The following is a 25,080-nucleotide window of genomic DNA, read 5'->3' as shown; positions in this document are numbered from 1 at the left end:
GAACTTCGGCAAGGGAAATGCGTTTGTATTGAACAGCTTGGGGAGAGGGGTCCAAAATGGCGGAACAGCACGGAAGTCGTTCGGCGCGTCGTTATCCTTGCGAGAAGTGCCCGTTGCGACCGCTGCCCGCCTTCCGTGAATTCGAGCCGCAGGAACTCGCCTATATCAGCACTTTCAAGAAAGGCGAACTGGCTGTCGACCGTGGCGCGACGGTGCTGGTCGAAGGCAATCACAGCGCCCACCTCTATACGGTCCTTTCCGGATGGGGGTTCCGCTACAAACTGCTCGACGATGGTCGCCGCCAGATCCTCAACTACGTCATGCCCGGCGACCTGATCGGCCTGCAAGGCAGCGTGATGGGCGAGATGCAGCATTCGGTGGAGGCGCTGTCGGAACTACTGCTTTGCGTTTTCGAGCGCGACAACCTGCACGGTCTCTATCGCGAACATCCAGGACTCGCCTACGACATCACCTGGCTGGCGTCGCGCGAGGAACGCATGCTCGACGAGAATTTGCTGAGCGTGGGGCGTCGCACCGCGCTTGAACGTGCCGCCTATCTCATCGCCTTCATTCATGCGCGGGCCAAGGTGGTCGGGCTGAACGGCAAGGCGCCGGTCGAAATCCCGATCACGCAGCAGCATGTCGCCGACACGCTCGGCCTGTCACTGGTTCACACAAACAAGACGCTGCGCAAGCTCATCGACCGCAAGTTGATCCACTGGCGCGACGGCGGCTGCGAGGTGATCGATGCCGATGGCCTGCAATCCATCGCCGGGTGGGATGGGTTAGGCGAAGGCCGCCGGCCGCTTGTGTGATGGCTGCGCCTGCTTGCTGTGGACTCCGGCAAGGAAAAGCCTTCCAATAAGGGCTAACCCGGAACCTTGAGGTTTTTTGCGCGTTCCCGATACGACACGAATTCAAGGAGTTGAGAATGGCCACCGCGACCGGAAAAACCGCCAACGACGCCAAGACCACACCCGACCTGGAAGCCGATATCAGGCAATTGCGGGCGGATATCGACAAGCTTGCCAAGCTTTTGGCGAAGACCGGCGAGCATGGCGTTGGCACGGCGCGGCGGGCAGCGAGCGAAGGCGTCGAGCAGTTGCGGGCACAGGGCGAGGCGGCAATGGACAGCTTGCGTTCCAACGCGCGCGACCTTGAAGAGCAGGTCATCGCCAATGTGCGCGAGAAGCCGGTGACATCGCTGGCGATTGCCGCCGGCGTCGGCTTCCTGTTCGCGCTTCTGTCACGTCGCTAGCGGCAGCGCGCCATGGGCTTCATTGCATCGCTGATTGCGGGCTTCGCATCGGGTGAGACAGTTGCTGCGCTGCGCCGCGCGCGCGGCGCAGCAATTGCCTATGCGCTGGCTGGCCTCGCTGCCCTGTGCGGGGTCGGGTTCCTCGTCGGGGCAGGCTATATCTGGGTGGCGGCGCGCTACGGTTTCCTGGAGGCTGCGCTTGGCTTCGGCATCGGCTTCCTGGTGTTGTCCGGGCTGATCCTTCTCATCTTCCGCGTGAGCGCCGAATCGCGTGTCGTTCGCCGCGCGCGCAAACGCAATGCCGACCTGACGGCGGTGGGCGTGACCGCAGCGCTTGCCGCCTTGCCGGTTCTGTTGCGCAGCAAGGGCGGGCTTGGCGCGGTGCTCGGTCCGGCCGCCGCGTTGGTTGCCTATGCCATCTACCGCGAAAACACCAAGCACGGCGACGGCGACGATGCCGACAAGGGCGGCAATTGATCAGCCTATTTCGTTGCAGGAATGAGCACCTTGAGCGCCTTGGGGTGGATTTCGATCGACGTTTCGGGATCGAGATCGACCAGTTCGCCGTCCATGGCGGCATAGAGTTTGCGCCGTCTTGAGCGGATTTTCAGCTTCACCTTGTCGGTCTGGTGGATTTCGACATGCTCGTTGTCACGCCATTTGCCACGCGCCACGTTGAGCATGAACTTCATCAGTTCGCCTTTCTGCCGCGCAACGGTGACATAGATGCCCAGAACGCCGCCGGCAGGGTTGTCGACATAGGGCAGATGGCCTTCGCCAAACAGATTGTTGGTGACGCCGATGGCGCTGGCGCGGGTGATGACCTCGGCCTCGCCGATGGTTAGCGCCACATCCATCCTGGGTGGATTGGCGAGCGTGTCATAGGCGGCGCGCGCCGAAGCGCGCATCTTGCCCAGCCGTGAGCCGAACTGCATCTTGTCGCGCAGGTGGATCATCCTGGCGTGCATGCCGACCGAGAACTGATGCACGAATGGCTCGCCATTGGCGCTGGCCATGTCGACGGACGTGACGCGGCCATCGGCGAAGGCGGCGATCGCGGCATCCAGCGATTGTGGAATCCCGAGGCCGCGGGCAAACAGGTTCATCGTTCCTGCCGGCAAGATGGCCAGCGCCTTCTTGGTGCCCATCAGCCGTGCAGCGGCAGCCGAAACGGTGCCATCGCCGCCGCCAACCAGAACAACGTCGATGTTTCGCCGGCCGACGGCCTTGTCCAGCGCGGCGGCCACGTCCTTTCCCGGTACGATGTCGATATCGATCTTGTGGCCGGCCTTCGCCAACGCCCCTGTCATGCGCTTGGAAAATGCATCGAGGTCGGTGGTTCGCAAGGTGCCGCCCTCGCTGTTCAGCACCGCTGCAAAGCGCATGTGAAATCCCTTCGAATGGTCAGTGGCGAGCTTGCGTGGCCATTTCGGGATCGGCCGGCCTTCCCACGCAAAACGTCAATTATCGCAAATGGTTCCCGGTTGTCGGGGCAATCCCCGTCAAAGGCGTTTTGCAGAAAAATTTCGGAACTTCAAAGTGATGGAGGCGTTGTCGATCTGTCATTGCCGCGGTCGTCCTCCCAAGACCTGGCCGCGGTGGAAACGAACAGCATACGAGGAGACACATCATGATCCGCACACTCTTGGCTACGACGGCCCTTGCGACGCTTCTTGCCTCCGGCGCCATGGCGCAGGATACCACTGCGCCTGCACCAACCGCGCCGGCGCCGATGACCGACAGCGCTGTTCCGGCCGCGCCCGTTGCGCAGTCGGACGGCAGTCTCGTTACCAACATCATCGGCGAGTCAGTGTTCAACGGCCCCGGCGACGATGCCGAGAATATCGGTAACGTGAGCGACGTCGTGTTCGACAAGGACGGCAATGCGACTTCGGTCGTGATTGGCGTCGGCGGCTTCCTTGGCATAGGCGCCAAGGACGTGGCTTTCGATTTCGACAAGCTGCAATGGGCCGAAAAGAATGGCGACCGCTGGTTGATCGCCGCATCGACCAAGGAAGAACTGACGGCCCAGCCGGCATTCGATCCAGCACCTTTTGAGCCGGCTCCTGCTCCGCAGGCCGCGGCTGACGTGCCGGCGACGACGACCGCGCCCGCCGACGGAACTTCTGCGCCTGCCGACAGCACGGCAATGGCGCCTGCGACCGAAATGCAGACGGCACCGGCTGAGCCGGCTCCACCGGTAGAGCGGGCCGACGGCAGTATCGCGACGCAGATCATTGGCGAGAATGTCTATAACGGCACTGGCGATGACGCCCAGAACATCGGCTCCGTCAACGATATCGTGTTGTCCAAGGCCGGTAAGGCAGAGTCGCTGGTGATCGGCGTGGGCGGCTTCCTGGGGCTCGGCCAGAAAAACGTGGCCTTCGACTATGGCAAGACGAGCTGGACCGAGAAGAATGGCGACCGCTGGCTGGTGGTCGAGGCGAACAAGGAATCGCTAGAGGCACTGCCTGACTTTGATCGCCGCGCCTATGATCCGGCTCCGGCGGTGGCGGCAGCGGGCGCGGAAACGCCTGCAACCGTGACGCCGACCACGGACACGGCCGCCAGCACGCAGGCTGAGCCGGAAGCGAACTCCACAGCCCCCGCCGGAGAGATGGCGGCCGAAAAGCCAGCTCCCGATGCGGCGGCTGAGCCTGACCAGACCCAGACCGCGGCCATCGACAAGTCGACGCTGACGGCAATGCCGATGACGGGCGAAATCCGTTCCGAGGATCTCGTCGGCACGACCGTCTACGGGGCCGATGATGCCATGGTTGGTGAGATCGGCGATGTGGCGCTGACTGCCGACAGCAAGGTCGACGCCGTTATCGTCGATGTCGGCGGCTTCCTCGGCATCGGTGAGAAGGAGGTCGCGGTCGGGATGGATAATCTTAAGATCATGACCGACAAGGACGGCAAGAAGTATCTTTATACCGATTTCACCAAGGAGCAGCTCGAAGCACAGGCCGCCTACGACAAGGGCAGCTATACACAGAAGCGAGATGAGCAGCGTCTGATGTTGCAGTAATCCCGCATCGCCCTGGAGGATCGCCCGCGCCGGCAATGGCGCGGGCGTTTTTGTTTCTGTATCCGCCTCATCCAGGATTAATCGGTAAACAATAGCGCCGTGATTGTTCACTTATTCAGCACGGATCATTCTGAGTTTGCCGCCTTTGCTCCGATCCATGGTGGGGCCATATTGGCCTCGACAGCGGCAAGCACCGCAGAAAGGGGCAATTATCATGCTCACCCAGATCAAAGGCCTGCATCACGTCACGTCGATGGCGAAGGACGCCCGCACCAACAATGCGTTCTTCACGCAAAAGCTTGGCCTGCGCCGGGTCAAGCAGACGGTCAATTTCGACGCGCCTGACGTGTATCACCTCTACTATGCCGACGAGTTCGGCACGCCCGGCTCGGTGATGACCTATTTTCCCTTCCCGAACATCGGACAGGGCCGCCCGGGCGTGGGCGAAGTTGGCACCACGGTTTTTTCCGTTCCGGAAGGAACGCTTGATTTCTGGCAACAGCGCTTTGCGGAGCAAGGCGTCAGGGTACTTGGCCGCGAGGAAAGCTTCGGCGAAAAGCGCCTGACCTTCGCCGGGCCCGACGGGGACGGGTTTGCACTGGTGGAAGCCAAGGACGATGCCCGCGCGCCGTGGTCCAAGGCCGATGTCGCGGCAGACGAGGCGATCCGCGGTTTTCACTCCGTGTCGCTCAGGCTACGTGACGGCGGCGCGACCGAGGAACTTCTCAAGTTCATGGGCTACAAGGAAATCGACAGGGCCGGAAATGTCAGGCGGCTGGCCATCGAAGGCGGCAACGGCGCCGATCTTGTCGATATCGAAACGCTTCCCGGCGCGGCCTCTGCCAATCTCGGGGCGGGATCGGTGCATCACGTCGCTTTCGCGGTGGAAGACCGCGCGCGCCAGCTCGAGGTTCGCAAGGCATTGATGGATACCGGCTATCAGGTAACGCCGGTGATCGACCGCGACTACTTCTGGGCGATCTATTTCCGCACGCCGGGCGGCGTGCTGTTCGAGGTTTCGACCAACGAGCCGGGCTTCGATCGGGATGAGGACACTGCGCACCTTGGCGAAGTGTTGAAGCTGCCCAAGCAGCACGAACACCTGCGCCCCTATCTCGAGCAGCATCTGCAGCCGTTGAGCGCATGAGGAGCGAGCCATGACCAGGGATGCCTACATCCACAAAGTCGTGCCTGGAACGCCGGGTGGGCCGCTTCTCTTCGTGTTTCATGGTACGGGAGCGGACGAGACGCAGCTTTTGTCGCTCGGACGTGATCTCGTGCCTGACGCCACCATCGTTTCGCCGCGCGGCGACGTATCGGAAATGGGCGCAGCGCGCTTCTTCCGCCGCACAGGCGAAGGTGTCTACGACATGGCTGATTTGGCGCGCGCGACCAAAAAGATGACCGGTTTCGTGCAGGCGCACATCACCGATGCCAAGCCATCGCGGGTTATGGGCCTCGGCTATTCAAACGGCGCCAACATATTGGCCTCGGTGCTGTTCGGCGCGCCTGATTTGTTCAACGCGGCCGTGCTGATGCATCCGCTGATCCCGTTTGAACCGCAAGTGGCGGGCGGCTTTGCCGGTCGGCAGGTTCTTGTCACGGCGGGGCGGCGCGATCCGATCTGTCCGCCCAACTTGACCACGCGGCTGGAAGCGTATTTGCGTGATCTTGGGGCCGAGGTGACCGTTGAATGGCATGAAGGCGGCCATGAGGTGCGCCCCAATGAAATCGAGGCGGCGCGCCGGTTCCTCGCGACTGTATCTGGAAAGGAAATAGCGAAATGAACGAGCAATTGCCGGAAGTGCAACTCGAGGACAAGGGCACCAAGGGACGCTACGTCCTGCACGGCCCGGACGGGGCGGAAGCCGAAATGACATTCACCAAGGTCGGCGAAAAGCAGATCATCATCGATCATACCGAAGTGCCGGATGTCTTTCGCGGCCAGGGCGCCGGCCTGAGGCTGGTGACAAGGGCGATCGAAGATGCGCGCGCTTCCGGCAAGAAGATCATTCCGCTTTGCCCATTCGCTGCGGCGCAGTTTCGCCGTCACCCGGAATGGGCTGACGTGCTCAAGCAGTAGCGGCACGGCTGGTCCTGGAAGCTACGCTTCCAGTATCTTGGACGAAGTTTTTTATCGAGGACGCTAATGGACGCGCATGTCGATATCCGCAAGGAGGAGCGCGAGGGCAGGGGCCGCTACGTGCTTGGGATGCCGGGCGGCGAAGAGGCCTATCTGACCTTCGTGCGCTCCAGTCCATCGCACATCGTGATCGACTACAGCTTTGTGCCGCCATTGGCGCGTGGGCGCGGTGTGGCGGCAAGGCTCGTCGCCTACGCAGTTCAAGATGCGCGTGATACCGGCACAAGGATTACGCCCGTGTGCGGCTATGTTGCCGCCGAATTCCGACGACACGGCGAGTGGGCCGACGTGCTGGCGCGATAGATGGCGGCAGCTTGAGCGTCCGCATCTCCCACCGTTTCTTAAGGTGTTTTGGCTAGACAAGAGCGAGTTTTGCGCAAACACGGAGACGGACAGGGTGCGCTTTTCCGCGGCCGCGACCGCCGACCGGATTTTGCCGCAGCGTCTGGCATCGCGCGTGCGCCCGCTGTTTGTGCGCATCGACGACATTCTTTTCAGCGCGGACGAGCGGGGCGAAGCCGGGCGGATGTCGCTGATCGCGTTCACGATACGTGTCATCAGCGCCGCCATCGCCTTCATCAGCCAGGTCATGATGGCCCGCTGGATGGGGAGCTTCGAGTACGGCATCTTCGTGCTGGTGTGGGTGACGATGCTGATCATCGGCAGCATCTCCTGCCTCGGCTTCAGCACCTCGGTCATCCGCTTCATTCCTGAATTTCGCGAGCGGGCGATGCTGGAGGAATTGCGCGGCATCGTCTTGTCCAGCCGCTATTTCGTGCTTGCCGCGTCTACGGCCATTGCAGGTGTTGGCGCACTCGGCGCCTGGCTGTTTTCACCATGGATCGAAGACTACTACTTCGTGCCGTTCCTGCTCGGCATCTTCTGCATACCGATGATTGCCTTGACCGACCTGATGCAAGGCATGTCGCGAGCCTATTCATGGGCGCTGTCGGCGCTGTTTCCGACCTTCATCACGCGGCCGATCCTGATCCTCGTCTTCATGGCGTTGGCGATCTGGTTCGGTTTCCCGCCTGACGCCAAGACCGCGATCCTGTCTGCGATTGCGGCAACATACCTGACAGCGGTGCTGCAACTGGCCAGCCTGACTGCGCGGCTGGACACGTTGATCCCGACAGGACCGATGCGGGTGAATCTGCGCTACTGGCTCGCTGTCTCGCTGCCCATCTTTCTTGTCGACGGGTTCTTCTACCTTTTGACCAACGCCGATGTGCTGATGGTTGGCCTTTATCTCGACCCCGACCAGGTGGCGGTCTATTTCGCCACGGTCAAGACGCTGGCGCTGGTGCATTTCGTCTATTTTGCCGTGAAAGCAGGCGTCGCCCAGCGCTACGCCCAGTTCATGCATGGTGGCGATGCTTCCCGGCTGGCCAGCTTTGCCCGTGAAACGGTGTCATGGACATTCTGGCCATCGCTCGCGATGGCAGCGGTCGTGTTGATCCTCGGCGAGCCCATGCTGGCCCTGTTCGGCGAAGAGTTCGTCGACGGTTACCCGTTATTGTTCGTTCTCGTCGTAGGCGTGGTGGCGCGTGCGTCGGTCGGCCCATGCGAAAGCCTGCTCACCATGAGCGGCAACCAGAATGTCTGTGCCGCCGTCAATGCGACGACGCTGGCTTTCAACATCGGGCTCAACATGCTTTTGCTGCCGCTGTTCGGACTGTGGGGTGCGGCCGCTGCAACGGCGTTGGCGATGATGTTCGAAGCCGTAGCGCTTTCCTTCACGGTGTGGCGGCGGCTTGGCATCGTCATGTCGATACTCATCCCGGTTCGGAGTGCTGCCTGATGGCCGCCGTTCCATTGATCCAGGAAACCAGCGGCGGCCCTGCCGGCGCGATGGTGTCCGGCCTTGCCGGGTTGGCGCGCGACCCCGCCGAACTTGCCGAGATGGAACTTTTGGCAAGCGGGCGGCCGGAGCGGCGGCTTGCCATCTATCCGGCTTCCGCAGGGTTCGACCTGGTCGAGGAACTTGACCATTTGTGCGTGCGCACCGTCGAGCCGAACATCTTCTTCAATCCGCGTTTCCTGGCGCCCGCCATGCCGCGCCTGGAAGATCGCGAAGTGCGGCTGGCCGTCATTCGCGACGGCGATGAATACCGCTCGCGGCTGCGGCTTCTGGTGCCGTTTTCCGTCGAGCGCTCGACGGTGCCGCTCGGCCAGTCGATCATGCGGACTTGGTCGAACCCGTTTGGACCGACCGGCACTCCGCTTATCGACCGCGACGATCCGCTGGGGGTGCTCGAAGATTTCCTCGACATGATGTCACGCCCGCATCTCAAGCTGCCGAAGGTGCTGGTATTGCCGGATCTTTGGCTTGACGGCGGTATGGCGAGCCTGCTCACCGCCGTTGCCGAGGCACGGCATCTCACCTTGGTTACGACCGGCAAGCTGGAGCGACCGGTGCTCGAGAGCGATCTCGACGGCGACGCCTACCTGAAGGCGTCGCTACGGTCCCACCACTATCGGGAGTTTCGACGGCTATGGCGCAGGCTGGCAGACACGGGCAAGCTGGAACACACGGTGGCGCGAAGCGCGAATGAGATCCGCGAGGCCACCGAAAGCTTTCTCGCGCTTGAAGCGGATGGCTGGAAAGGCCGCGAGCGCACGGCAATGGCCATCGACCGCTTCCAGGCGCCCTTTGCCCGCGAGGCGGTGCATCGGCTGGCCGAGCAGGACATGTGCCGTATCCACACCCTGTCGCTCAATGGGCGCACCATCGCCAGCCTGATCGTCTTTGTCGAGCAGGGCGTCGCCTATACCTGGAAGACTGCCTATGACGAGAGCCTGGCGGCTTTCTCGCCCGGCACGCTTTTGATGATCGAGGTAACGAGACAGCATCTCGAAGACCCCAACATTCTCTTCACCGATTCCTGTGCAGTGCCGGACCACCCGGTGATGAGCCGCCTGTGGTCGGAACGCAAGACGGTTGGAACCTTCGTCATCGGGCTCTCGCCGGATGCCGACCGGGCAGCGCGCCAGGCCGCATCTCAACTGCATCTCTATCGGGAAACCCGCAACATGGCGAAGGTGCTGCGCAACCGTGTTCGCGGTCTTCTCAAGCGCCGGTAGCGGCGCGCAGCAAGGGTGTCCGCGTTATCCGTACGGAAACCATTGTCTGCTATGGCAAGGACAACCATGCGGCTCCAGTCGTTCATGATTGATTTGAAGTGGGGGTAGCAATGACGCTGGTGAATGCCGCTGCACCTTTTGCGGTGCCGCGTTCGGACCATGCATACAAATGGTCCATCAGGCTGGTTTGGGCTACCGGACTATACGTTGCCGGGGCGTTTTGTTTCTGGCCGGGGTCGTTCCTGACGCTGAGCCAAATGTACGGCATGAAGTTTGCCGTCAACGTTCCTATCCTGTTGACGCTGGGAATCTTTTCAGCCGGGCTCATTTATGGCGGTTCCGAGCCGACGCGCTACGCCATCAACATGCTGACCCAGCGCTGGCGGCTCTATGCGCCCGTCTTCTTTTTCTTCTTCCTCGGCCTGACGGCCTTTTCGACCTACAAGACGGCCATTCCCTCGGTGGTGCCATTCTATGCCGATCCCTGGCTCGCCAGCCTGGACGAATGGCTGCATGGCATCCAGCCTTGGCAGCTGGCTCACTGGTACGACAGCGATATATTCGGGCTTGTCATCTTCGAAAGCTACAAGAAGGTCTGGTTTGGCCTGTGGTTCGGGACTGTGCTTTTCGTTGCGATGTGGCCACGGCACATCGAACGGATCAGATATCTGTGGGCGCTGCTTCTGACATTCGCGATCATCGGAAGCATGCTTGCCATGGGGTTGTCTTCGGTCGGCCCGATTTTCTATGATCAGATCCTTGGCGGCGATCGTTTCCGCGGCCTACAGATGGCTCTCGACAACCAGGAATACAGCTACCGTATCCGTGAATATTCGGACTATCTTTTGATGCTCTATCGGGCGGACAAGACGGATCTCGGCAGCGGCATTTCGGCAATGCCGAGCGTTCATGTGGCACTGGTGGTGCTCAACGCCTACTTCCTGTCGTCGCTCAACCGCTGGCTTGGTGCGTTTGGCTGGACCTATGCCGCGTTCATACTGTTCAGCTCGGTCTATACCGGAATGCACTACGCAATGGACGGTTATGTTTCGATTGCCGTGGTCTCGCTGATCTGGTGGCTGACCGGACGCTTCATTCTTCGACCCGCATCGGCCGCAGACCGTGATGCTTGATGTGCGTGGGGCATGGCGTGAGCCTGCCTCTTAGCGGAGGATATCCGAGAGCTTGTTCGGTTTCTTGTCGCCGAGGCTGAGGTCGAGGCCGGCGAGAAGATCAGCCAGATGGCTTTTCATAAGTTCCGAGGCCTCGCTCGCGCGATGCGCTTCGATCGCATCGACCAATTCGTTGTGCGCATGGGTGTGGCAGGTGGTTTCCCGCCGTGACCAGTAAAGCGTGATGATGAGCGAGGAATGGGATACGAGATCGCGGACGATGTTGATCAGCGCGGACTGGTCGGCGATTTCTGCCAGGCCGACGTGGAAACGGGCTGACAGGATGATGGCCTCGCTGTCGCGTCCAGCATGCAGCGCCTCGTGCTCGCGCTCCAGATGCTGGCGCAGCAGCGCGATGTCCTCCGGCTTCGCGCGCATCGCGGCGATGGCTGCCACCTCGGATTCGATCAGCGCGCGCGCCTGGAAGACGTCGAGGGCTTCCTTCTTCGACGGATGCGCGACAAACGCGCCGCGATTGGGTTCCAGGCGAACAAGACGTTCATGTGACAGGGCTTGGAGCGCCGCGCGCACGACCGTACGGCTCACCGAATAGATGGCCGCGAGTTCGTCCTCGGGCAGCTTGGTACCCGGCATAAGGCGACGACCGATGATGGCGTCCTTGAGGCCCTGATGGAGGCTGGTCCAGCGCGACGCCGGCTTTTCCCCTTCATCAACCGGCCTTAGTACAGTCAGCATTCTTTTCTTTTCCGGCGATAGCTCTTTAGCTCCCCACCGATATGGGACTACAAGCCGGCCAATCCAACCAATTCAGTCTGAAATCTCACATTGCCCGCGTATTGGTCAATCCCTCCAATTTGCGCACAAAGGTGGAGGAAAAAGCAGTTTGTTTCGATTCTCGGCTATTGAGGCCAACTATGCTGCAGAACTGTCCTTGATATGTCCGGAAGGGGATAGCGGTGCATAAAAGCCGGAGAAACGCTTTGCCAAGGGGGCAGCATAGCTTCCGACCTTCGAGGTCCTGAGCCCCAGCATATGCAGCGATTCGGCGAGCTTCACGGCGCATACGACGCCGTCGAGCACGGGCACGCCATGCTGATGGGCGAGCTGGTTGGCAAGATCGGCCATCCCAGCACAGCCGAGCACAATGGCTTCGGCCTTGTCTTCATGCAGCGCGCGGGCGATCTCGTCGGAAATCTTGTGGCGTGCATCCGAATCCGGCTTCTCGAGATCGAGTACCGGCACGTCGGAGGCCCTGACCTTGGCACAGCGCGACGAAAGTCCGTACTTGACCAGATTGTGCTCGATGGCAGGAACGGATCGGGCAAGCGTGGTGACGACGCTGAACTTGCCGGAAATCAGGCTGGCCATATGGAAGGCTGCCTCGCCGATGCCGATGACCGGCGCTTCCGTGGCGCAGCGCGCGGCATCCAGACCGGTGTCATCGAAACAGCCGATGACATAGGCATCCATCCCCGGGTTTCTGTGCATTTCGGCGATGATGCCGGGAATAGCGAAAACTTCGTCGAAATAGCCTTCGATGCTGGGCGGTCCGTCCTCTGGATTGACCGCCATTACCTCGGTGCCGGCACCGGCAGCCAAGGAGGCTGCCTTGCCGATCTTGCCGGTCATGGATCTGGTGGTGTTTGGATTGATGACAAGGATACGCATACGATAATCCTAGACTTCTCCGCCGAGGTAGAGCCGCTTGACGCGCTCGTCCGTCAGCAATTCGGGCGAGTTTCCACTAAGCGCGACAGAACCGGTGGTCAGCGCATAGGCACGCTGTGAAATGCGCAGCGCCATGCGCGAGTTCTGCTCGACAAGAAGGACGCTTACCTTCTCGTCGCGGTTGATGGCGACGATGGAGCGGGCGATGTCCTGGACCAGTTTCGGCGCGACGCCGAGCGACGGCTCGTCCAGAAGCAGCAACTTCGGCCGCGACATCAGGGCACGGCCAATCACCAGCATCTGCTGCTCGCCGCCGCTCATCGTGCCTGCCTGCTGGGAATAGCGCTCCTTCAAGCGGGGAAAGCGCGTCATCACCATTTCAAGGCTTTGGGCAATTTCCCCCTTGTCGGTTCGCGTGAAGGCTCCCATCAGCAGGTTGTCGCGAACGGTCATGTAGGGAAAGACGCGGCGGCCTTCCGGCACCATCGAGATGCCCATGCGCACGATCTCGTCTGGACCGGCGCCATCGATGCGCTTGCCGTTGAAATGGATCGTGCCCTTGCGGGGCTTTTTCAGCCCAGTGATCGCGCGAAGGATCGAAGACTTGCCGGCGCCGTTGGCGCCGATCAGTGCGACCGTCTCGCCTTCGTTGACTTCCAGCGATACGCCCTTCAGCGCATAAACATGGTCATAGTAGAGCTCGACATCGTCGAATTTGAGCAGTTGTTCCATGGCCTACAACCCGATCGATTCGTCTTCGGCGCCGAGATAGGCTTCGATGACCTTGGGGTTTTGCTGGATTTCCGAGGGCGTGCCTTCGGCAATTTTCTGGCCGAAATTCAGCACCACGATACGGTCCGAGATGTTCATCACCGCAGGCATGTCGTGCTCGACCAGGAGCACGGTAATGCCGCGATCGCGCACCTTGCGGACCATCTCCACGGCCTTTTTGGTCTCGTCGTGGTTCATGCCTGCAAAGGGCTCGTCGAGCAGGAGTACCGTTGGATTGGTGGCGAGGCCGATGGCGATGCCGAGCGCCCTCAGATGGCCGTGCGGCAAGGTCGATGCAACTTCCCCACCCAGTTCGCCAAGGCCAAGAAAGTTGATGATCTCGTCTGCCGAGCGCCCGAACTCTTCCTGATCGCGGCGGGCGGTGGCACTGCCGAAATAGAAGCCGGCGAGGCTGGCATTGGAGCGCAGATGGTGCGCGGTGATGACGTTGTCACGCACCGTCATGCCCTTGAAGATGGTGGTTTCCTGGAACGTGCGCACCACGCCCTTGCGCGCCACGATGTGCGCGGCAAGGCCCGAGATGCGTTCGCCCTTGAAGCGGACTTCGCCTTCTGTGGGGCGAAGGAACGAGGAGATCAGCTTGAACAGCGTGGATTTACCCGCGCCGTTCGGCCCGATCACTGAAAGAATCTCCCGGTCGCGAACGGCGAACGAGACGTCATTGACCGCCACCAGGCCGCCGAAGCGCTTGGTGACACCCGAGACGGTGAGAATGTCGCTCATCGGCCCGCTCCCTTCGCCTTGCTGGAGAACCTGAGGCTCAAGAGGCCGTTGGGCAGCAGGAGCATCAGTGCGATGAGGATCGAGGAGAAGATGAGCAACTGGAACTCACCGGTCTGGAACAGCACGTCCCAGCCGAAGTAGAGCACGAAGGTGCCGAGGATCGGTCCGAACACGTAGCTCAAGCCGCCGAGGAAGCAGTTCAGCATGAAGTTGACCGAATCCGCCACGGTGAAGCTCGAAGGGTAGATCGATTGCGAGATGGCCGCGAACATCGCCCCGCCGACACCGCCGAGGAATGAGGAGATCGCATAGGCGAGGACGCGTAGGTAGGTGATGTTGACGCCGATCGAAGACGCCAGTTCCTCGTTCTGCTGCAGCGATTGGCAGAGTTGTCCGATGCGAGAGTTCTTCAGCCGGTAAAGCCCGGCAAAGCACAGCGCCATCAAAAGTACGGACACGATGTAGAAGGCCAGCCGCGGGTTGGTAAGCGTGGCAAAGTCGGGCAGCAGCGTGATGCCGAACAGGCTGATGCCGCCCGGCTGCGGGATGCTGACGATGCCCTTGGCGCCATTGGTGATCGGAAGCGCCAGCGCCAGGAGGCGCACCACTTCGGTCAGGACCAGCGTAACCATGGCGAAATAGACGCCGCGCAACCTGAGGATCGGCAGGCCGATCAGGATGCTGGCTACCGCACAGAACAAACCGGCCAATGGCAGGGTCAACCAGAACGATACTCCGTAGGCGGTGACCAGCACCGCGGAGACGTATCCGCCCATCAAGGCATAGGCGCCCTGACCGATGTTGATGCGTCCGATGTAGAAGGTGATCCAGACCCCGGCGCTGATGATGCTGAGCAGCGCCACGGATGTCAGCGTGTAGTAGAGGTCTTCGCGACCGCTGGCGCCGATCGCCAGCGGTACCACGATGAGCAGCACGAGCAGGAACGCTCCGGCAAGGGTGGCTTTCTTTGTCATGGTCATGGCCTCAACCCCACGGCTTGCCCATCAGCCCGTTCGGGCGGATGCTGAGGAACACCATCAGGAGGGCGAAGATCACCAGGTAGGTGATGTCGCCGTATTCACGCAGCACGGTCAGGCCGACCGATTCCATCATGCCGAGGATGAAGCCGCCGGCGATTGCGCCGCCGACCACGCCCGCGCCGCCGATCATGACCATGAGGAAGGCCTTTATCGAGATCGGGCCGCCAATGCCTGAATTGACGCCGGTGATGGTAACGAGCAGGCCGCCGACCGCTCCGGCCAGAAGCGCGCCGAGCGCAAAACCGATCATCGAGTAGCGATCGACCTTGACGCCCATCAACTGGGCGGCGACGCGGTCCTGGGCGAGCGCACGCATGGCGCGCCCCGGCTTGCTGTACTGCATGTAAAGAACGAAGGCGGCGATCATGGCGAGCGCAACAATGCCGACGACCATGCGATCATAGGGCATGATCAGGCCGTCGGATACAAAGACGCCGCTGACAATTTTCGGCACGCCGCGCTGCTTCTCGCCGAAGGCAAGCAGGATGACCGCGTCCAGGAAGAAAGCGACCGCCGCTGCAAGCAGCATGGTACTTTCCTCCCGCTCGCTTCGTCGCACGACAGGGCGAAACAGGAATTTTTCGATCAGCGCCCCGACCACGGCAAGGGTTATGCTCGAGGCAGCCAGCGCTACTGGAAACGGCAGACCCAATTGCCCATAGATGGCATAGGTGACGAAGCCGCCAAGCACGTACATCTGCCCGTGGGCGAAGTTGAGCACGTTCATCAGCGCGAAGATCAAGGTGAGACCGAGCGCGATAAGAGCGTACTGGGCTCCGAGATAAAGCCCGTTGGCAATTACCTGTTCCATGATGTCGAATCCGGTTCGGAAAGAGAACTGGGCCAAGTCCCAGGTCTCGAAAACTCTACGGTGCAACCAGCAGAAATGACATGCGGTCTTGCGCTTGATCGCACTCTTGAACGCTGCGCCTGTGCATGGCCGCCGCCCCTTTCATAGGACGCGCGGCAATCAGGTGCTGCTTTGGAGCGCCCCGTTGCTACGGGTGGCGGCGCTCCAAAGCATCGTTGCGCAACATGTCTGCCGAAACCGGTTCAGGCTTCGGTATCGGTCGATCAGTCGACTTCACCGACGAACAGGGTTTCGAACTTGCCGTCCTTGAACTCGGTCACCACCATCGGCACCGAAATCTGGCGCTTCTGGGTGAATGAGGTCTGGCCGACATACTTCAACGTGCCTTCCTTCACGAAAGGATTGGGCGCGGAGAAGGTGTCCATCGTCTTCTTGTATTCCTCGACATTGTCGATAGCCGCCGGATTGGCCTTCAGTGTTTCGACAATGTAGTCGAGTGCATACACCTTGGTGTTCGATTCATCGTTGTATTCGCCGTACTTCTTCGTATAGCGGTCGATGAATTCTTCCATCTCGGCCGATCTGATTTCTGGCGTTGACGCACCGCCGACGGAGATGAAGCCGTTGGCAAGCTCGCCGGCGCCTTCCTGAAGCACGGTGGCGTCCTGTGCCGTTTCAGCAGAAATCAGGCCCTCGTAACCAAGTTCGCGCGCTGCACGAATGAGCAGCGGCGCGTTGGCCGGCGCAACGCCCGAAAGCACGAGAAGATCAGGTTTCTGCTGGACAATCGGCGTCATCACGGGCGTGAAATCGCGGGTATCGTTCGGGTAGGTGTCGTTCTGCGCAACGATTTCGAGCCCGAGCGCCTTGGCAGCTTCAACACCGCCGTCGCGCTGGCTTAGCGGATCCGATTCATTGGCCGCAACAAAGGCGATCTTCTTAACGCCCTTGTTTTCCTTGAGGTACTTATAGATCGCGGGGGCGGACTGGTAGTTGGCGACCATGCCCAGAACGGCATTCGAGGCCGGCGGTGTGTAGAGCGCCTTGGGGAATGCATATGGGAAGTAGATGATTCCCTTGCTTTCCGCCACCGGGCGGACAGCGGCCGCGCCGTCGTCGACGTTCGGGCCGACGACATAGTGGATGCCTTCCTGCGCCATTTTTTCCATGCCGGCGATGGCCCGCTTCGGGTCCTTCTGGTCGTCGAAGGTCACCAGTTCGATGTTGTATGTGTCGTCGCCGATCTTGACGCCGCCCTTTTCATTGATCCAGTCGGCGCGAACCTGCATGGAGCGAACGTTCGACGTTCCCCATGCAGCGGCCGGACCGCTGGTGACGCCAACGAAACCGATCTTGAGGGTCTTGTTTTCGGCGTGTGCCGAAGAGAGAGCGCCGACAATGGCAAGTGTGGAGGCCGCGCCGAGTGCCAGGGACTTCAAAGCAGTGCGTCTGTTAATCATTTCACTCCCCTTTTTATGATCGCGCTTTTTTCGGCTCTATGGCTGCGCGAGTGACGTAACGAAAACACGGGTATACATTTCTGTCAACATATCAGCGGTAGTTTTGTATACAAAATATTTGGCCGTAAAATTACCCTGCATTTTCGCGCAATACTGGCGTCAGTTTATCGAGCCTGATTGCCTAGGGCAGTGTTCTTTTGGTGCGCTTTGCGATACTCGATTGGAACGGGGAATTCGCACGAGAATATAGTGCGGGGAGCTGGATGAGGGCTTTCATTGCAAAGCTTGTGGCAGCGGTCGTCCTGCTGTTTGCACGCGCGGTTACGGCTGTCAGGGCTATCTGGGATGAAAGCGGGTTGCCACGCCGGCAGGCGATCTATTTCGCCAACCATTCCAGCCATGGCGACTTCATCCTGATCTGGGCGGTGTTGCCTCCCCGCCTGCGCCGACGGGTGCGGCCGGTTGCGGGCGCCGACTACTGGCTCAAGTCCAAGCTCAGGAGCTTCATCGGGAAAGACGTTTTCAACGCCGTTTTGATCCAGCGGGTTTGCGACGAGCGCGAGGACGACCCGGTCACGATCATGGCCAAGGCGCTGAGTGGCGGCTCTTCGCTGATCTTCTTTCCCGAGGGCACGCGCAACCAGACGGATTTGCCTCTGCAACCCTTCAAGTCCGGCCTTTTCCATCTGGCGACGGCTTGCCCGAAGGTCGATCTCGTGCCGGTCTGGATCGCCAATCTCAACCGGGTGATGCCGAAGGGTGAGTTCGTTCCCATTCCGTTGATTTGCACCGTGACCTTCGGTGCGCCGACACGCCTTGGGAGCGGTGAAAGCAAGGAAGCATTCCTCGCGCGGGCGCAAGCGGCGCTGCTTGAGCTTGCCCCAAGACAGGCGGGTGGTTGAAGATGAGCGCAACCCAGTCGGATATGCTTCTTCTGCTACTCGGCATAGCCGGCGTTCTGCTCGTCGCCTCGCTCGCCGGCTACATCCTGCAGTTGAAGTTGTCCCCGGAAGGCTCGAACGCGGCAATCGAGAACTTGAATGCGCGTATCAAGGCGTGGTGGGTGATGGCGATCCTCATTGCACTCGCCTGTGTCGCCGGGCGTATCGGCGTGCTTGTCCTGTTTGCCTTCTGCTCGTTTGCGGCACTGCGGGAATTCGTGACGCTCACCAATACGCGGCGCGCCGACCACTGGGCGCTCGCAACCGCCTTCTTCATCGTCCTGCCGGCTCAATACGTGCTGCTGTGGACCGAAAACTACGGCATATTTTCGATCTTCATACCGGTCTATGCGTTCCTGCTGATGCCGATCATCGCTGTGGTGCGTGGCGACACGCAGCACTTCCTGGTGCGCATCGCGGAAGTGCAATGGGCGCTGATGATCTGCGTCTTCTGTGCCTCGCACGTGCCGGCATTGCTGACCCTGGAAATTCCCGGCTACGAAGACCGCAACGTGCTTCTGATAGCTTTCCTCGTCATCGTGGTTCAGTCGAGCGACGTGCTTCAATATGTGTGGGGCAAGCTGTTCGGGCGGACCAAGATTGCCCCCAATCTTTCGCCGTCGAAGACCGTGGAAGGGTTTGTCGGAGGTGTCGCCAGCGCAACGCTGGTCGGTGCCGCGCTGTGGTGGATCACGCCCTTCACGCCGGTTCAGGCCGGTCTGATGGCGCTCGTCATCACCATGATGGGCTTCTTCGGAGGGCTGGTGATGTCCGCAATCAAGCGGGATCGCGGCGTGAAGGACTGGGGGCATCTCATCGCTGGCCACGGCGGCCTGATCGACCGGCTGGATTCCGTGGTCTTCTCGGCGCCGGTCTTCTTCCACCTCATCCGCTACTGGTGGTCGGCTTCGTGATCGAACGGCTGCGCGCTCTTGCCGGCAGCGGCATCGTGCATGTCGCGTTCGCTTTCGTGGCGATGGGCGGCTGGGCCGTTTTCGCAAACTATTCGCATCCGATGCCGTTGCCCCTTTTGGCTGGGTTGGTCCAAGGCTCCATATCGGCCATCCTGACGCTCTGCCTGAAATCCATTGTCGATGCCCTGTCGCGCCTTTTCAAAGGGAGTTTGCGCCTTTGGGCTCCCCCACTAATGGCGTGCCTTGCGACGTCTGGAATTCTTGTTGCTTTGCATGCCGTGAGCGGGACGCCGGAAATCCTGCGCACTATTGCGGTGCCGCTTGCCGTTTCCACCACATATGCAGCGACATACAACTACGCGATTTACCGGAGGGGAGAGGACAGCCATGGGAGAGGGTGACCGCAGGCCGCTGGCAAGCCGGGACACGCGATGGGCGCGGGCGATTGCCGGACGCATGGCAGCGCTATCGGTTACGCCGAATGCGATTTCTCAGGCCAGCATGGTGATGGCGGCGCTGGCTGCCATAGCTTTCTGGACGGCGGGGGAGGTAAGCGGTGGGGCGCATAGCCTGCTGATGATCGCGGCAGCACTTTTTTGCCAGCTGCGCCTGCTTTGCAATCTGCTTGACGGGATGGTGGCCGTCGAAGGCGGCAAGGCGGAGGCCGACGGACCGTTCTGGAACGAGTTTCCAGACCGGATTGCGGACATGATGATCCTGGCCGGACTTGGATATGGTATCGCTTTTCCGGCTCTCGGCTGGGCAGCAGCCACCTTCGCGCTGCTGACCGCCTATGTGCGGGAGCTTGGGCGTGCGAACGGGGCGCCGAGCGACTTCTCAGGACCCATGGCCAAGCAGCATCGCATGGCTTTGCTGACGACTGCTGCCTTGCTGTCATCGGTCGAGTTCCTGTGGAACGGCAACGGCGAAATCCTGATGCTCGCCTTGTGGATCATCGTGATTGGCGCTGGCCTGACTGCGCTTCGCCGCGCCTACCGGCAGATCGGATGGCTGAGAGCAAATCGTGCAACCTAGTGCTTTGGAAGATCACCAAATGAGGACGACCCAGCTCGACCGCGGTTGAGCTGGGTCGTCTGCACTGAAGTTCAGACAAGTGGCTACGGATTGCCGATCTGTGCGTCGCCGAGACTTGCGCCGATGCCACGGGAACTGGCGCTGACACCAAGACCGTCACGCCCGCCAATGCCTACGCCCAACCCGTTGCCGTTGTCGCTGCCTGCCCCTGGCCCGCCGACGTCGGCATTAATGCCTCCGGTGTTGTTGGTAGCAGCATCACGCCCAAAGCCGACATTCAAACCGCCGGTGTTTCTCGAGGCTGCCGCTGTCCCGACACCTGCATTGATGTCACTGGAGTTCCTAGAGGCGGCGTTACCGCCAAGTCCGAGGTTCAAACCTCCCATGTTGTTTTGGGTGGCGCCTCCAATGCCAACATTGATACTACCGGGAGAAGTAGAGCCGGAAGTTCCGCCTGGAGCGTTTGATCTGCCTGTTGTTGCATTGGCAGTATTACTCGCCGAAAGCGGTATGGTACAACCATTTTCCAGAATATTCATAAGTTGCGCGCGTGAAAGCGAGCTGGCCGGGAGGCTGCAAACGTCTGTGTGTGAATAGGCCGTACCGATCAGGATCAGTGCAAAAGCTAGTCTTGTTGGCGATTTGTCTCCTTGATTACCTGAGTGAACATGGAACTTTTCTATTTTGTTGATGATATGAAAGTAACGTCAGGATGACATCAAGGTTTCAATCGCGGTGTTGAAAGGGGTAACAAAAAGGTTAATGGAGGCGGCTTCGCCCATCACCGCTGCGACGGCGGCGGTTCACGATGCGGCTTAGAGCAACCAGGATTGCTGGGTGTGCCTGCCGCGAATGTCAGGAAATTCTGGAGACGGGCAGGAAACCGGGCTCTTCGTAAAGTCCGTTGGTGCCCCTAGCCGGGATCGAACCAGCACTCCTTGCGGAACTCGATTTTGAGTCGAGCGCGTCTACCAATTCCGCCATAGGGGCTCGGACCCTGAGGTCACGATGGGCGCGGACTATACGGCCCAAGGGGGGTTCGTCAACAGCCCAGTTCGCTATTTCCAAAGATGGGGCAAAACACCATCTGTCGGTTTCGTGACCGAGCGGTCATTGTGCCGCCACGAATCTCTTCCTATTCAGGCGGCACGCAATTCGGGGGACCCATGCTTCGCGGACTTTACGACTGGACGCTGTCGCTCGCGGCGAGGAAATCCGCCGAGTGGTGGCTTGCCTTCATCGCTTTCGTCGAAAGCTCGGTGTTTCTGGTTCCCGCCGATGTGCTCTACCTGCCGATGGCGCTGTCCCGGCCTGAACGCGCCTATCGCTATGCGCTGGTCGCGACGGTTGCCTCGGTCCTGGGCGGCATTGCCGGGTGGTTCATTGGCCACTACGCCTACGATGCATTCGCCAAGCCGGTGCTCGAATTCTACGGCAAGTATGACGAGTTCGAGGCGCTGCGGACTTCTTCGGGCGTCGGCTTCATCATCCTGATGCTCGTGACCTCGGGCTTGGCCCATCTGCCGCCCATCAAGGTGGTGACAATCCTGTCCGGCGTCATCGGCGTCAATCTGTTGCTGTTCATCATTCTGGCAATCGTGGCACGCGGCGCGCGCTTCCTGTTCCTGGCCTGGCTGTTGCGCAAGTATGGCGAGCCGATCCGCGAGTTTATCGAAAAGCGGCTCGGCACTATTGCCGCCGCCGCCGCCGCCGCCCTGATTTTGCTTTATGCGCTGGTCAGATATGCCCATTGACGGTTGCAAACTACAAAGGCCGACAAGATGACCGACACTACAGTTCCCGACACCCGACGCCGGCCGATGCGCACGGCGCTTTTTCTTGGCGTCGCCATGGCCGTGACCGTCGGCTCGGCGCTCGGCTTTCAGTACATAGGCGGCTACATCCCCTGCAAGCTCTGCTACGAGCAGCGCATGCCCTACTATGTCGGCATTCCCTTGATGGTGCTTGCCGTGTTGGCCTCTTTGATCAAGTTGCCGGCCTGGACGACCCGCGTGCTGTTGATCATCGTCGGCCTTTTGATGGCCTACGGTCTCTATCTCGGCATCTATCATTCCGGGGTCGAATGGGCCTGGTGGCCGGGTCCTACCGATTGCACGAATGTGGCTGGTCCGGTCGATACCGGCGGCAACGGCGTGCTCGATGCGCTAGACAAGTTCGTGCCGCCATCCTGCGACAAGGCGGCGCTGCGCATCCTTGGCCTGTCGCTGGCTGGCTGGAACGCCATTGCCAGCCTGGTCCTTGCGGCAGTCGCGTTTCGCGGAGCGCTGTCGCGCCGCTGAGCAATCCGGAAAACCGGGATCAAGGCTCCAGTTCGACGTCCCAATAAAGATAGTCCATCCAGCTTTCATGCAGGTGGTTGGGCGGGAACGAACGGCCGTTGTTGTGGAGATCTTGTACGGTAGGTTGGTACGGCTTCTGCAGCGGCCACATCTTGGCCTTTGCGGGCAGAAGGCCCCCCTTGCGCAGATTGCAGGGCGAGCAAGCGGCAACCACATTATCCCACGTCGTCGCGCCGCCGCAACGACGTGGGATGACGTGGTCGAAGGTTAAGTCCTCCGGCGTGCCGCAATACTGGCAGCGGAAATGATCGCGCAGGAAGACGTTGAAACGGGTGAAAGCCGGATAGCGCGAAGGCTTTACATAGGTCTTGAGGCTGACCACGCTTGGAAGCTTCATCGAGAATGTCGGCGAGGAGACGGCGTGCTCGTACTCGGCCACGATGTTGACCCGGTCGAGGAACACCGCCTTGATGGCGTCCTGCCAAGACCAGAGCGACAAGGGGTAATAGCTGAGCGGGCGGTAGTCCGCGTTCAGCACCAGTGCAGGCAGCCCATCCGGAGATACGCCAACCGTCACGTTTCTGGCCTCCTTCGCCCAAGCATCAACGGCACGGATACTGTAAGCCCGACATGACAGGGATGTGAAGCGGATTGTCCGCTGTGCGACCCCTCAAATCTGCATGATTTCAGCGCTTTTTTGCGGTCAGGCGGGTGGCGCGGCGTCCCGGCCCCTGGTTTCGCGGTAGTAAGCCCAGAAAAGCCGCGACGCGACGCCCCGCCACGGGCTCCATGATTCGGCCAATTTGATCAGCGCTTTTTCACCGGGGCGCGGGCTGATTTCCAGCGCGTGGCCAACCGCGCTTTGCAGGGCAACATCGCGGGCAGGGAAGATGTCGGGATGGCCTGCTGCGAAGAGCAAGTAGCACTCGGCTGTCCATGGGCCGATGCCGGGCACCGCCGTCAAAAGGCGAAGTGCCTCAGTAGCGTCGAGCGAGCAAAGGTGGTGCAGGTCGAGGCCGTCTTCCACCGCTTGCGCGACGGCGAGCAGACCGCGCTGCTTGGGCCGTGACAGGCCTGCTTCGCGAAACACCTGTTCTGCGGCAGCAAGAACGGCTTGCGGCGTCAATGGATCGAGCAGATTTACCAGCCTGCCGAAAATGGCATCTGCGCTAGCGCGCGAAACCTGCTGGGAAATGACGATGGAGGCAAGGCTCCTGAAGCCCGGCTCGGATAGGCGCAGTGGCACCTCGCCGGCGATGCTGCGCACTTTTTCCAATCTTGGATCAAGACTGCAAAGCGCATCGAGCCCAAGGGCAATGTGGTCGAGTGTTTCTATGCGCTGCATGGCTTTCTTGTGTCGCGGGCCTCGCCAAGGTAGCAATCGGCGCAAGCGCCACACAACCCGAAAACAACTTGCTTGCTCACACTGCCGACATTTCGCTTCGCTCCGAGCCCGAATGGCCGGTTGCATCTGGGCCATGCCTATTCGGCGCTGCTCAATCATGCGTTGGCGAAGACAAATGGCGGGCGCATGCTGTTGCGTATCGAGGACATCGACACGACCCGTTGCACGCCCGCCTTCGAGGCAGGCATCTATGAGGATCTGCATTGGCTGGGTGTGGAGTGGGACGGCGAAGTCCGGCGTCAATCGGAACATTTCGCCGAGTATGAGCAGGCGCTTTCGCGGCTGATTAAAGAGGAGCTTGTCTATCCGGCTTTCATGAGCCGTGGTGAAATCCGTGCGTTCATCGCCGCGAGCGAAGGTGGTGACCGCAAATGGCCGCGTGACCCTGACGGCGTGCCGCTCTATCCGGCTCTCGACAAGACGCTCAGCCCGAAGGAGCGCCGCAAGCGCCTTGCCGATGGCATGCCTTTCGCATGGCGTCTCGATGTGGAGGCTGCGGTCGCGCGAATTGGCCGGTCTTTGACATGGGCGGAATACTCAAACGAAGCCCTGTCGGAGATACGGGTGGTCGACGCCCAGCCGCAAGCCTGGGGCGATGTCATTTTGGCGCGGCGCGAAATCCCGACCAGCTACCATTTGTCGGTCGTGGTCGACGATGCCTTGCAAGGGATCAGCCATGTCGTGCGCGGCATGGATCTTTATTTTGCCACCGGTATCCAGCGCCTGTTGCAGGAATTGCTGGGATTGCCGCAGCCACATTATTTCCACCACCGTCTTGTGCTGGGGCCGGATGGGCGCAAGCTGTCGAAAAGCCAACAGGACACGGGTCTTGCCGATCTTCGGCAAGCGGGGATTACGCCGGCTGAGGCGAAACGCCTTGCCGGCTTCAATTCTAGCGGCGCGCCAGTCCCGCCTTGATCAGCGCCAGCGCCGCGAACAGCGCGAAGCCGCCGCCGAGGCCGTAGGCAGTCGCAAGTTTCAGGTCGGCAAAGATGAGCCCCTGGCGATTGGCCAGATAGACGGCGGTGACGAAACCGGCCGTGACGAGCAAGGCGTTGCCGGTTGGACCGAATCCGTTTTCTTTCACAACCGCGTCGAGCACCGTACCCGACAAGAATGCTATCGCGGCGACGACCGTGAGGCCGATCGCCAACCCGCCCATATCCATGTCCCACATGGCCGTTCCCTTCAAGAGTTCAGCGCGCGACAGATTTGGCGGAGAATTCCGGTTCGCCTATCGCGCTCCAGAGTCTTGAATTTGCCCATGTTCCGGCTAGTGAGCTGTTTGAATTGGACGGAGCATGCGCTGCTGGCGCCGGTCTGAGGCCGCCGGCCATTCAAT

General features: G+C 60.7%; 30 protein-coding genes and 1 tRNA gene. 18 read left to right on the top strand and 13 right to left on the bottom strand.

Annotation, left to right across the window (positions count from 1 at the left end):
- The first annotated feature begins 56 nt into the window (after positions 1–56).
- The 3 genes from ASD50_RS01030 to ASD50_RS01020 all read left to right on the top strand — a co-directional run bounded on the left by ASD50_RS01030 (position 57) and on the right by ASD50_RS01020 (position 1,735).
- Complete coding sequence (locus ASD50_RS01030; protein ID WP_056234509.1) at positions 57–815, top strand: Crp/Fnr family transcriptional regulator; 759 nt, start codon at positions 57–59, stop codon at positions 813–815.
- 116 nt (positions 816–931) lie between these two features.
- On the top strand, positions 932–1,258 hold the full coding sequence (locus ASD50_RS01025; RefSeq protein WP_056234506.1) for a DUF883 family protein: 327 nt from the start codon (positions 932–934) through the stop codon (positions 1,256–1,258).
- 12 nt (positions 1,259–1,270) lie between these two features.
- Positions 1,271–1,735, top strand: a complete 465-nt coding sequence (locus ASD50_RS01020; RefSeq protein WP_056234502.1) for a hypothetical protein — start codon at positions 1,271–1,273, stop codon at positions 1,733–1,735.
- A gap of 5 nt (positions 1,736–1,740) precedes the next feature.
- Here the strand turns inward: ASD50_RS01020 and ASD50_RS01015 are convergent, their stop codons facing one another.
- Positions 1,741–2,643: a diacylglycerol/lipid kinase family protein gene (locus ASD50_RS01015; RefSeq protein WP_056234499.1), complete on the bottom strand. Its 903-nt coding sequence runs from the start codon at positions 2,641–2,643 to the stop codon at positions 1,741–1,743.
- Between the two features lie 245 nt (positions 2,644–2,888).
- On the opposite strand from ASD50_RS01015, the gene ASD50_RS01010 reads away from it, so the two are divergent.
- From ASD50_RS01010 to ASD50_RS00975, 8 genes are all read left to right on the top strand, one after another.
- On the top strand, positions 2,889–4,289 hold the full coding sequence (locus tag ASD50_RS01010; protein WP_056234496.1) for a PRC-barrel domain-containing protein: 1,401 nt from the start codon (positions 2,889–2,891) through the stop codon (positions 4,287–4,289).
- A gap of 214 nt (positions 4,290–4,503) precedes the next feature.
- On the top strand, positions 4,504–5,436 hold the full coding sequence (locus ASD50_RS01005) for a VOC family protein (RefSeq protein WP_056234492.1): 933 nt from the start codon (positions 4,504–4,506) through the stop codon (positions 5,434–5,436).
- A 10-nt stretch (positions 5,437–5,446) separates the two neighbouring features.
- Positions 5,447–6,076: an alpha/beta hydrolase gene (locus tag ASD50_RS01000; protein WP_056234489.1), complete on the top strand. Its 630-nt coding sequence runs from the start codon at positions 5,447–5,449 to the stop codon at positions 6,074–6,076.
- Entirely contained in the window at positions 6,073–6,372 is a 300-nt protein-coding gene (locus ASD50_RS00995) for a GNAT family N-acetyltransferase (protein WP_056234486.1), read from the top strand. Before ASD50_RS01000 ends, ASD50_RS00995 begins: the two co-directional genes overlap by 4 nt.
- Positions 6,373–6,438: 66 nt before the next feature.
- A complete protein-coding gene (locus ASD50_RS00990) occupies positions 6,439–6,735 on the top strand; it encodes a GNAT family N-acetyltransferase (RefSeq protein WP_056234481.1) in 297 nt (98 codons plus the stop codon).
- Positions 6,736–6,829: 94 nt separating this feature from the next.
- On the top strand, positions 6,830–8,233 hold the full coding sequence (locus tag ASD50_RS00985) for a lipopolysaccharide biosynthesis protein (protein ID WP_056234760.1): 1,404 nt from the start codon (positions 6,830–6,832) through the stop codon (positions 8,231–8,233).
- Positions 8,233–9,516, top strand: coding sequence for a GNAT family N-acetyltransferase (locus ASD50_RS00980; protein ID WP_056234478.1), 1,284 nt, complete (start codon positions 8,233–8,235; stop codon positions 9,514–9,516). Before ASD50_RS00985 ends, ASD50_RS00980 begins: the two co-directional genes overlap by 1 nt.
- A 110-nt stretch (positions 9,517–9,626) precedes the next feature.
- Complete coding sequence (locus ASD50_RS00975) at positions 9,627–10,649, top strand: phosphatase PAP2 family protein (RefSeq protein ID WP_056234475.1); 1,023 nt, start codon at positions 9,627–9,629, stop codon at positions 10,647–10,649.
- 30 nt (positions 10,650–10,679) lie between these two features.
- Here the strand turns inward: ASD50_RS00975 and ASD50_RS00970 are convergent, their stop codons facing one another.
- The 7 genes from ASD50_RS00970 to ASD50_RS00940 form a co-directional block, all read right to left on the bottom strand.
- Positions 10,680–11,384 carry a GntR family transcriptional regulator gene (locus tag ASD50_RS00970; RefSeq protein ID WP_056234472.1) on the bottom strand — a complete coding sequence of 235 codons (705 nt, stop codon included), beginning with the start codon at positions 11,382–11,384 and terminating at the stop codon, positions 10,680–10,682.
- A 177-nt stretch (positions 11,385–11,561) separates the two neighbouring features.
- A complete protein-coding gene (locus ASD50_RS00965) occupies positions 11,562–12,317 on the bottom strand; it encodes an aspartate/glutamate racemase family protein (protein WP_056234469.1) in 756 nt (251 codons plus the stop codon).
- Positions 12,318–12,326: 9 nt separating this feature from the next.
- Positions 12,327–13,049: an ABC transporter ATP-binding protein gene (locus ASD50_RS00960; protein WP_056234466.1), complete on the bottom strand. Its 723-nt coding sequence runs from the start codon at positions 13,047–13,049 to the stop codon at positions 12,327–12,329.
- Between the two features lie 3 nt (positions 13,050–13,052).
- Positions 13,053–13,832 (bottom strand): ABC transporter ATP-binding protein, encoded by a 780-nt coding sequence (locus ASD50_RS00955; RefSeq protein ID WP_056234463.1) that lies wholly within the window; start codon positions 13,830–13,832, stop codon positions 13,053–13,055.
- Positions 13,829–14,812, bottom strand: a complete 984-nt coding sequence (locus ASD50_RS00950; RefSeq protein WP_056234458.1) for a branched-chain amino acid ABC transporter permease — start codon at positions 14,810–14,812, stop codon at positions 13,829–13,831. The genes ASD50_RS00955 and ASD50_RS00950 overlap by 4 nt, the downstream gene beginning before the upstream one ends.
- Before the next feature lie 4 nt (positions 14,813–14,816).
- Complete coding sequence (locus ASD50_RS00945; RefSeq protein ID WP_056234757.1) at positions 14,817–15,683, bottom strand: branched-chain amino acid ABC transporter permease; 867 nt, start codon at positions 15,681–15,683, stop codon at positions 14,817–14,819.
- A gap of 263 nt (positions 15,684–15,946) precedes the next feature.
- On the bottom strand, positions 15,947–17,143 hold the full coding sequence (locus ASD50_RS00940) for an ABC transporter substrate-binding protein (RefSeq protein ID WP_056234455.1): 1,197 nt from the start codon (positions 17,141–17,143) through the stop codon (positions 15,947–15,949).
- A 263-nt stretch (positions 17,144–17,406) separates the two neighbouring features.
- Between ASD50_RS00940 and ASD50_RS00935 the strand changes: the two genes are divergently transcribed.
- Genes ASD50_RS00935 through ASD50_RS00920 form a run of 4 tightly spaced genes read left to right on the top strand, consistent with a single transcriptional unit; the run spans position 17,407 to position 20,033 of the window.
- Positions 17,407–18,045: a lysophospholipid acyltransferase family protein gene (locus ASD50_RS00935; protein ID WP_056234450.1), complete on the top strand. Its 639-nt coding sequence runs from the start codon at positions 17,407–17,409 to the stop codon at positions 18,043–18,045.
- Positions 18,046–18,047: 2 nt separating this feature from the next.
- Positions 18,048–18,998 (top strand): phosphatidate cytidylyltransferase, encoded by a 951-nt coding sequence (locus tag ASD50_RS00930; protein WP_056234448.1) that lies wholly within the window; start codon positions 18,048–18,050, stop codon positions 18,996–18,998.
- On the top strand, positions 18,995–19,399 hold the full coding sequence (locus ASD50_RS00925; RefSeq protein WP_200952362.1) for a hypothetical protein: 405 nt from the start codon (positions 18,995–18,997) through the stop codon (positions 19,397–19,399). The genes ASD50_RS00930 and ASD50_RS00925 overlap by 4 nt, the downstream gene beginning before the upstream one ends.
- Positions 19,386–20,033: a CDP-alcohol phosphatidyltransferase family protein gene (locus ASD50_RS00920; RefSeq protein WP_056234443.1), complete on the top strand. Its 648-nt coding sequence runs from the start codon at positions 19,386–19,388 to the stop codon at positions 20,031–20,033. The genes ASD50_RS00925 and ASD50_RS00920 overlap by 14 nt, the downstream gene beginning before the upstream one ends.
- An 83-nt stretch (positions 20,034–20,116) precedes the next feature.
- Here the strand turns inward: ASD50_RS00920 and ASD50_RS00915 are convergent, their stop codons facing one another.
- Together ASD50_RS00915 and ASD50_RS00910 are read right to left on the bottom strand one after the other, a co-directional pair.
- Positions 20,117–20,419, bottom strand: coding sequence for a hypothetical protein (locus tag ASD50_RS00915; protein ID WP_056234440.1), 303 nt, complete (start codon positions 20,417–20,419; stop codon positions 20,117–20,119).
- A 519-nt stretch (positions 20,420–20,938) separates the two neighbouring features.
- Positions 20,939–21,023, bottom strand: a tRNA-Leu gene (locus tag ASD50_RS00910).
- A gap of 176 nt (positions 21,024–21,199) precedes the next feature.
- Between ASD50_RS00910 and ASD50_RS00905 the strand changes: the two genes are divergently transcribed.
- Together ASD50_RS00905 and ASD50_RS00900 are read left to right on the top strand one after the other, a co-directional pair.
- Positions 21,200–21,787, top strand: a complete 588-nt coding sequence (locus ASD50_RS00905; RefSeq protein WP_056234437.1) for a YqaA family protein — start codon at positions 21,200–21,202, stop codon at positions 21,785–21,787.
- 27 nt (positions 21,788–21,814) lie between these two features.
- Complete coding sequence (locus ASD50_RS00900; RefSeq protein ID WP_056234754.1) at positions 21,815–22,333, top strand: disulfide bond formation protein B; 519 nt, start codon at positions 21,815–21,817, stop codon at positions 22,331–22,333.
- A 19-nt stretch (positions 22,334–22,352) separates the two neighbouring features.
- Here ASD50_RS00900 and ASD50_RS00895 read toward each other — a convergent pair whose 3' ends face one another.
- Positions 22,353–22,910 carry an HNH endonuclease gene (locus ASD50_RS00895; protein WP_056234434.1) on the bottom strand — a complete coding sequence of 186 codons (558 nt, stop codon included), beginning with the start codon at positions 22,908–22,910 and terminating at the stop codon, positions 22,353–22,355.
- 126 nt (positions 22,911–23,036) lie between these two features.
- Positions 23,037–23,678, bottom strand: a complete 642-nt coding sequence (locus ASD50_RS00890) for a DNA-3-methyladenine glycosylase family protein (RefSeq protein ID WP_056234430.1) — start codon at positions 23,676–23,678, stop codon at positions 23,037–23,039.
- 72 nt (positions 23,679–23,750) lie between these two features.
- Between ASD50_RS00890 and gluQRS the strand changes: the two genes are divergently transcribed.
- Complete coding sequence (gluQRS, locus tag ASD50_RS00885; RefSeq protein ID WP_056234427.1) at positions 23,751–24,656, top strand: tRNA glutamyl-Q(34) synthetase GluQRS; 906 nt, start codon at positions 23,751–23,753, stop codon at positions 24,654–24,656.
- On the opposite strand, the gene ASD50_RS00880 is transcribed toward gluQRS, so the two are convergent.
- Complete coding sequence (locus tag ASD50_RS00880) at positions 24,631–24,915, bottom strand: hypothetical protein (RefSeq protein WP_056234751.1); 285 nt, start codon at positions 24,913–24,915, stop codon at positions 24,631–24,633. The two genes, gluQRS and ASD50_RS00880, sit on opposite strands and share 26 nt — an antisense overlap.
- Positions 24,916–25,080 lie beyond the last annotated feature (165 nt).

The sequence above is a fragment of the Mesorhizobium sp. Root552 genome, assembly GCF_001427285.1.
GTDB lineage: Bacteria > Pseudomonadota > Alphaproteobacteria > Rhizobiales > Rhizobiaceae > Mesorhizobium.
The sequence above is the reverse complement of the archived record's forward strand: the minus strand, read 5'-3'. Positions and strand labels throughout refer to the sequence as shown.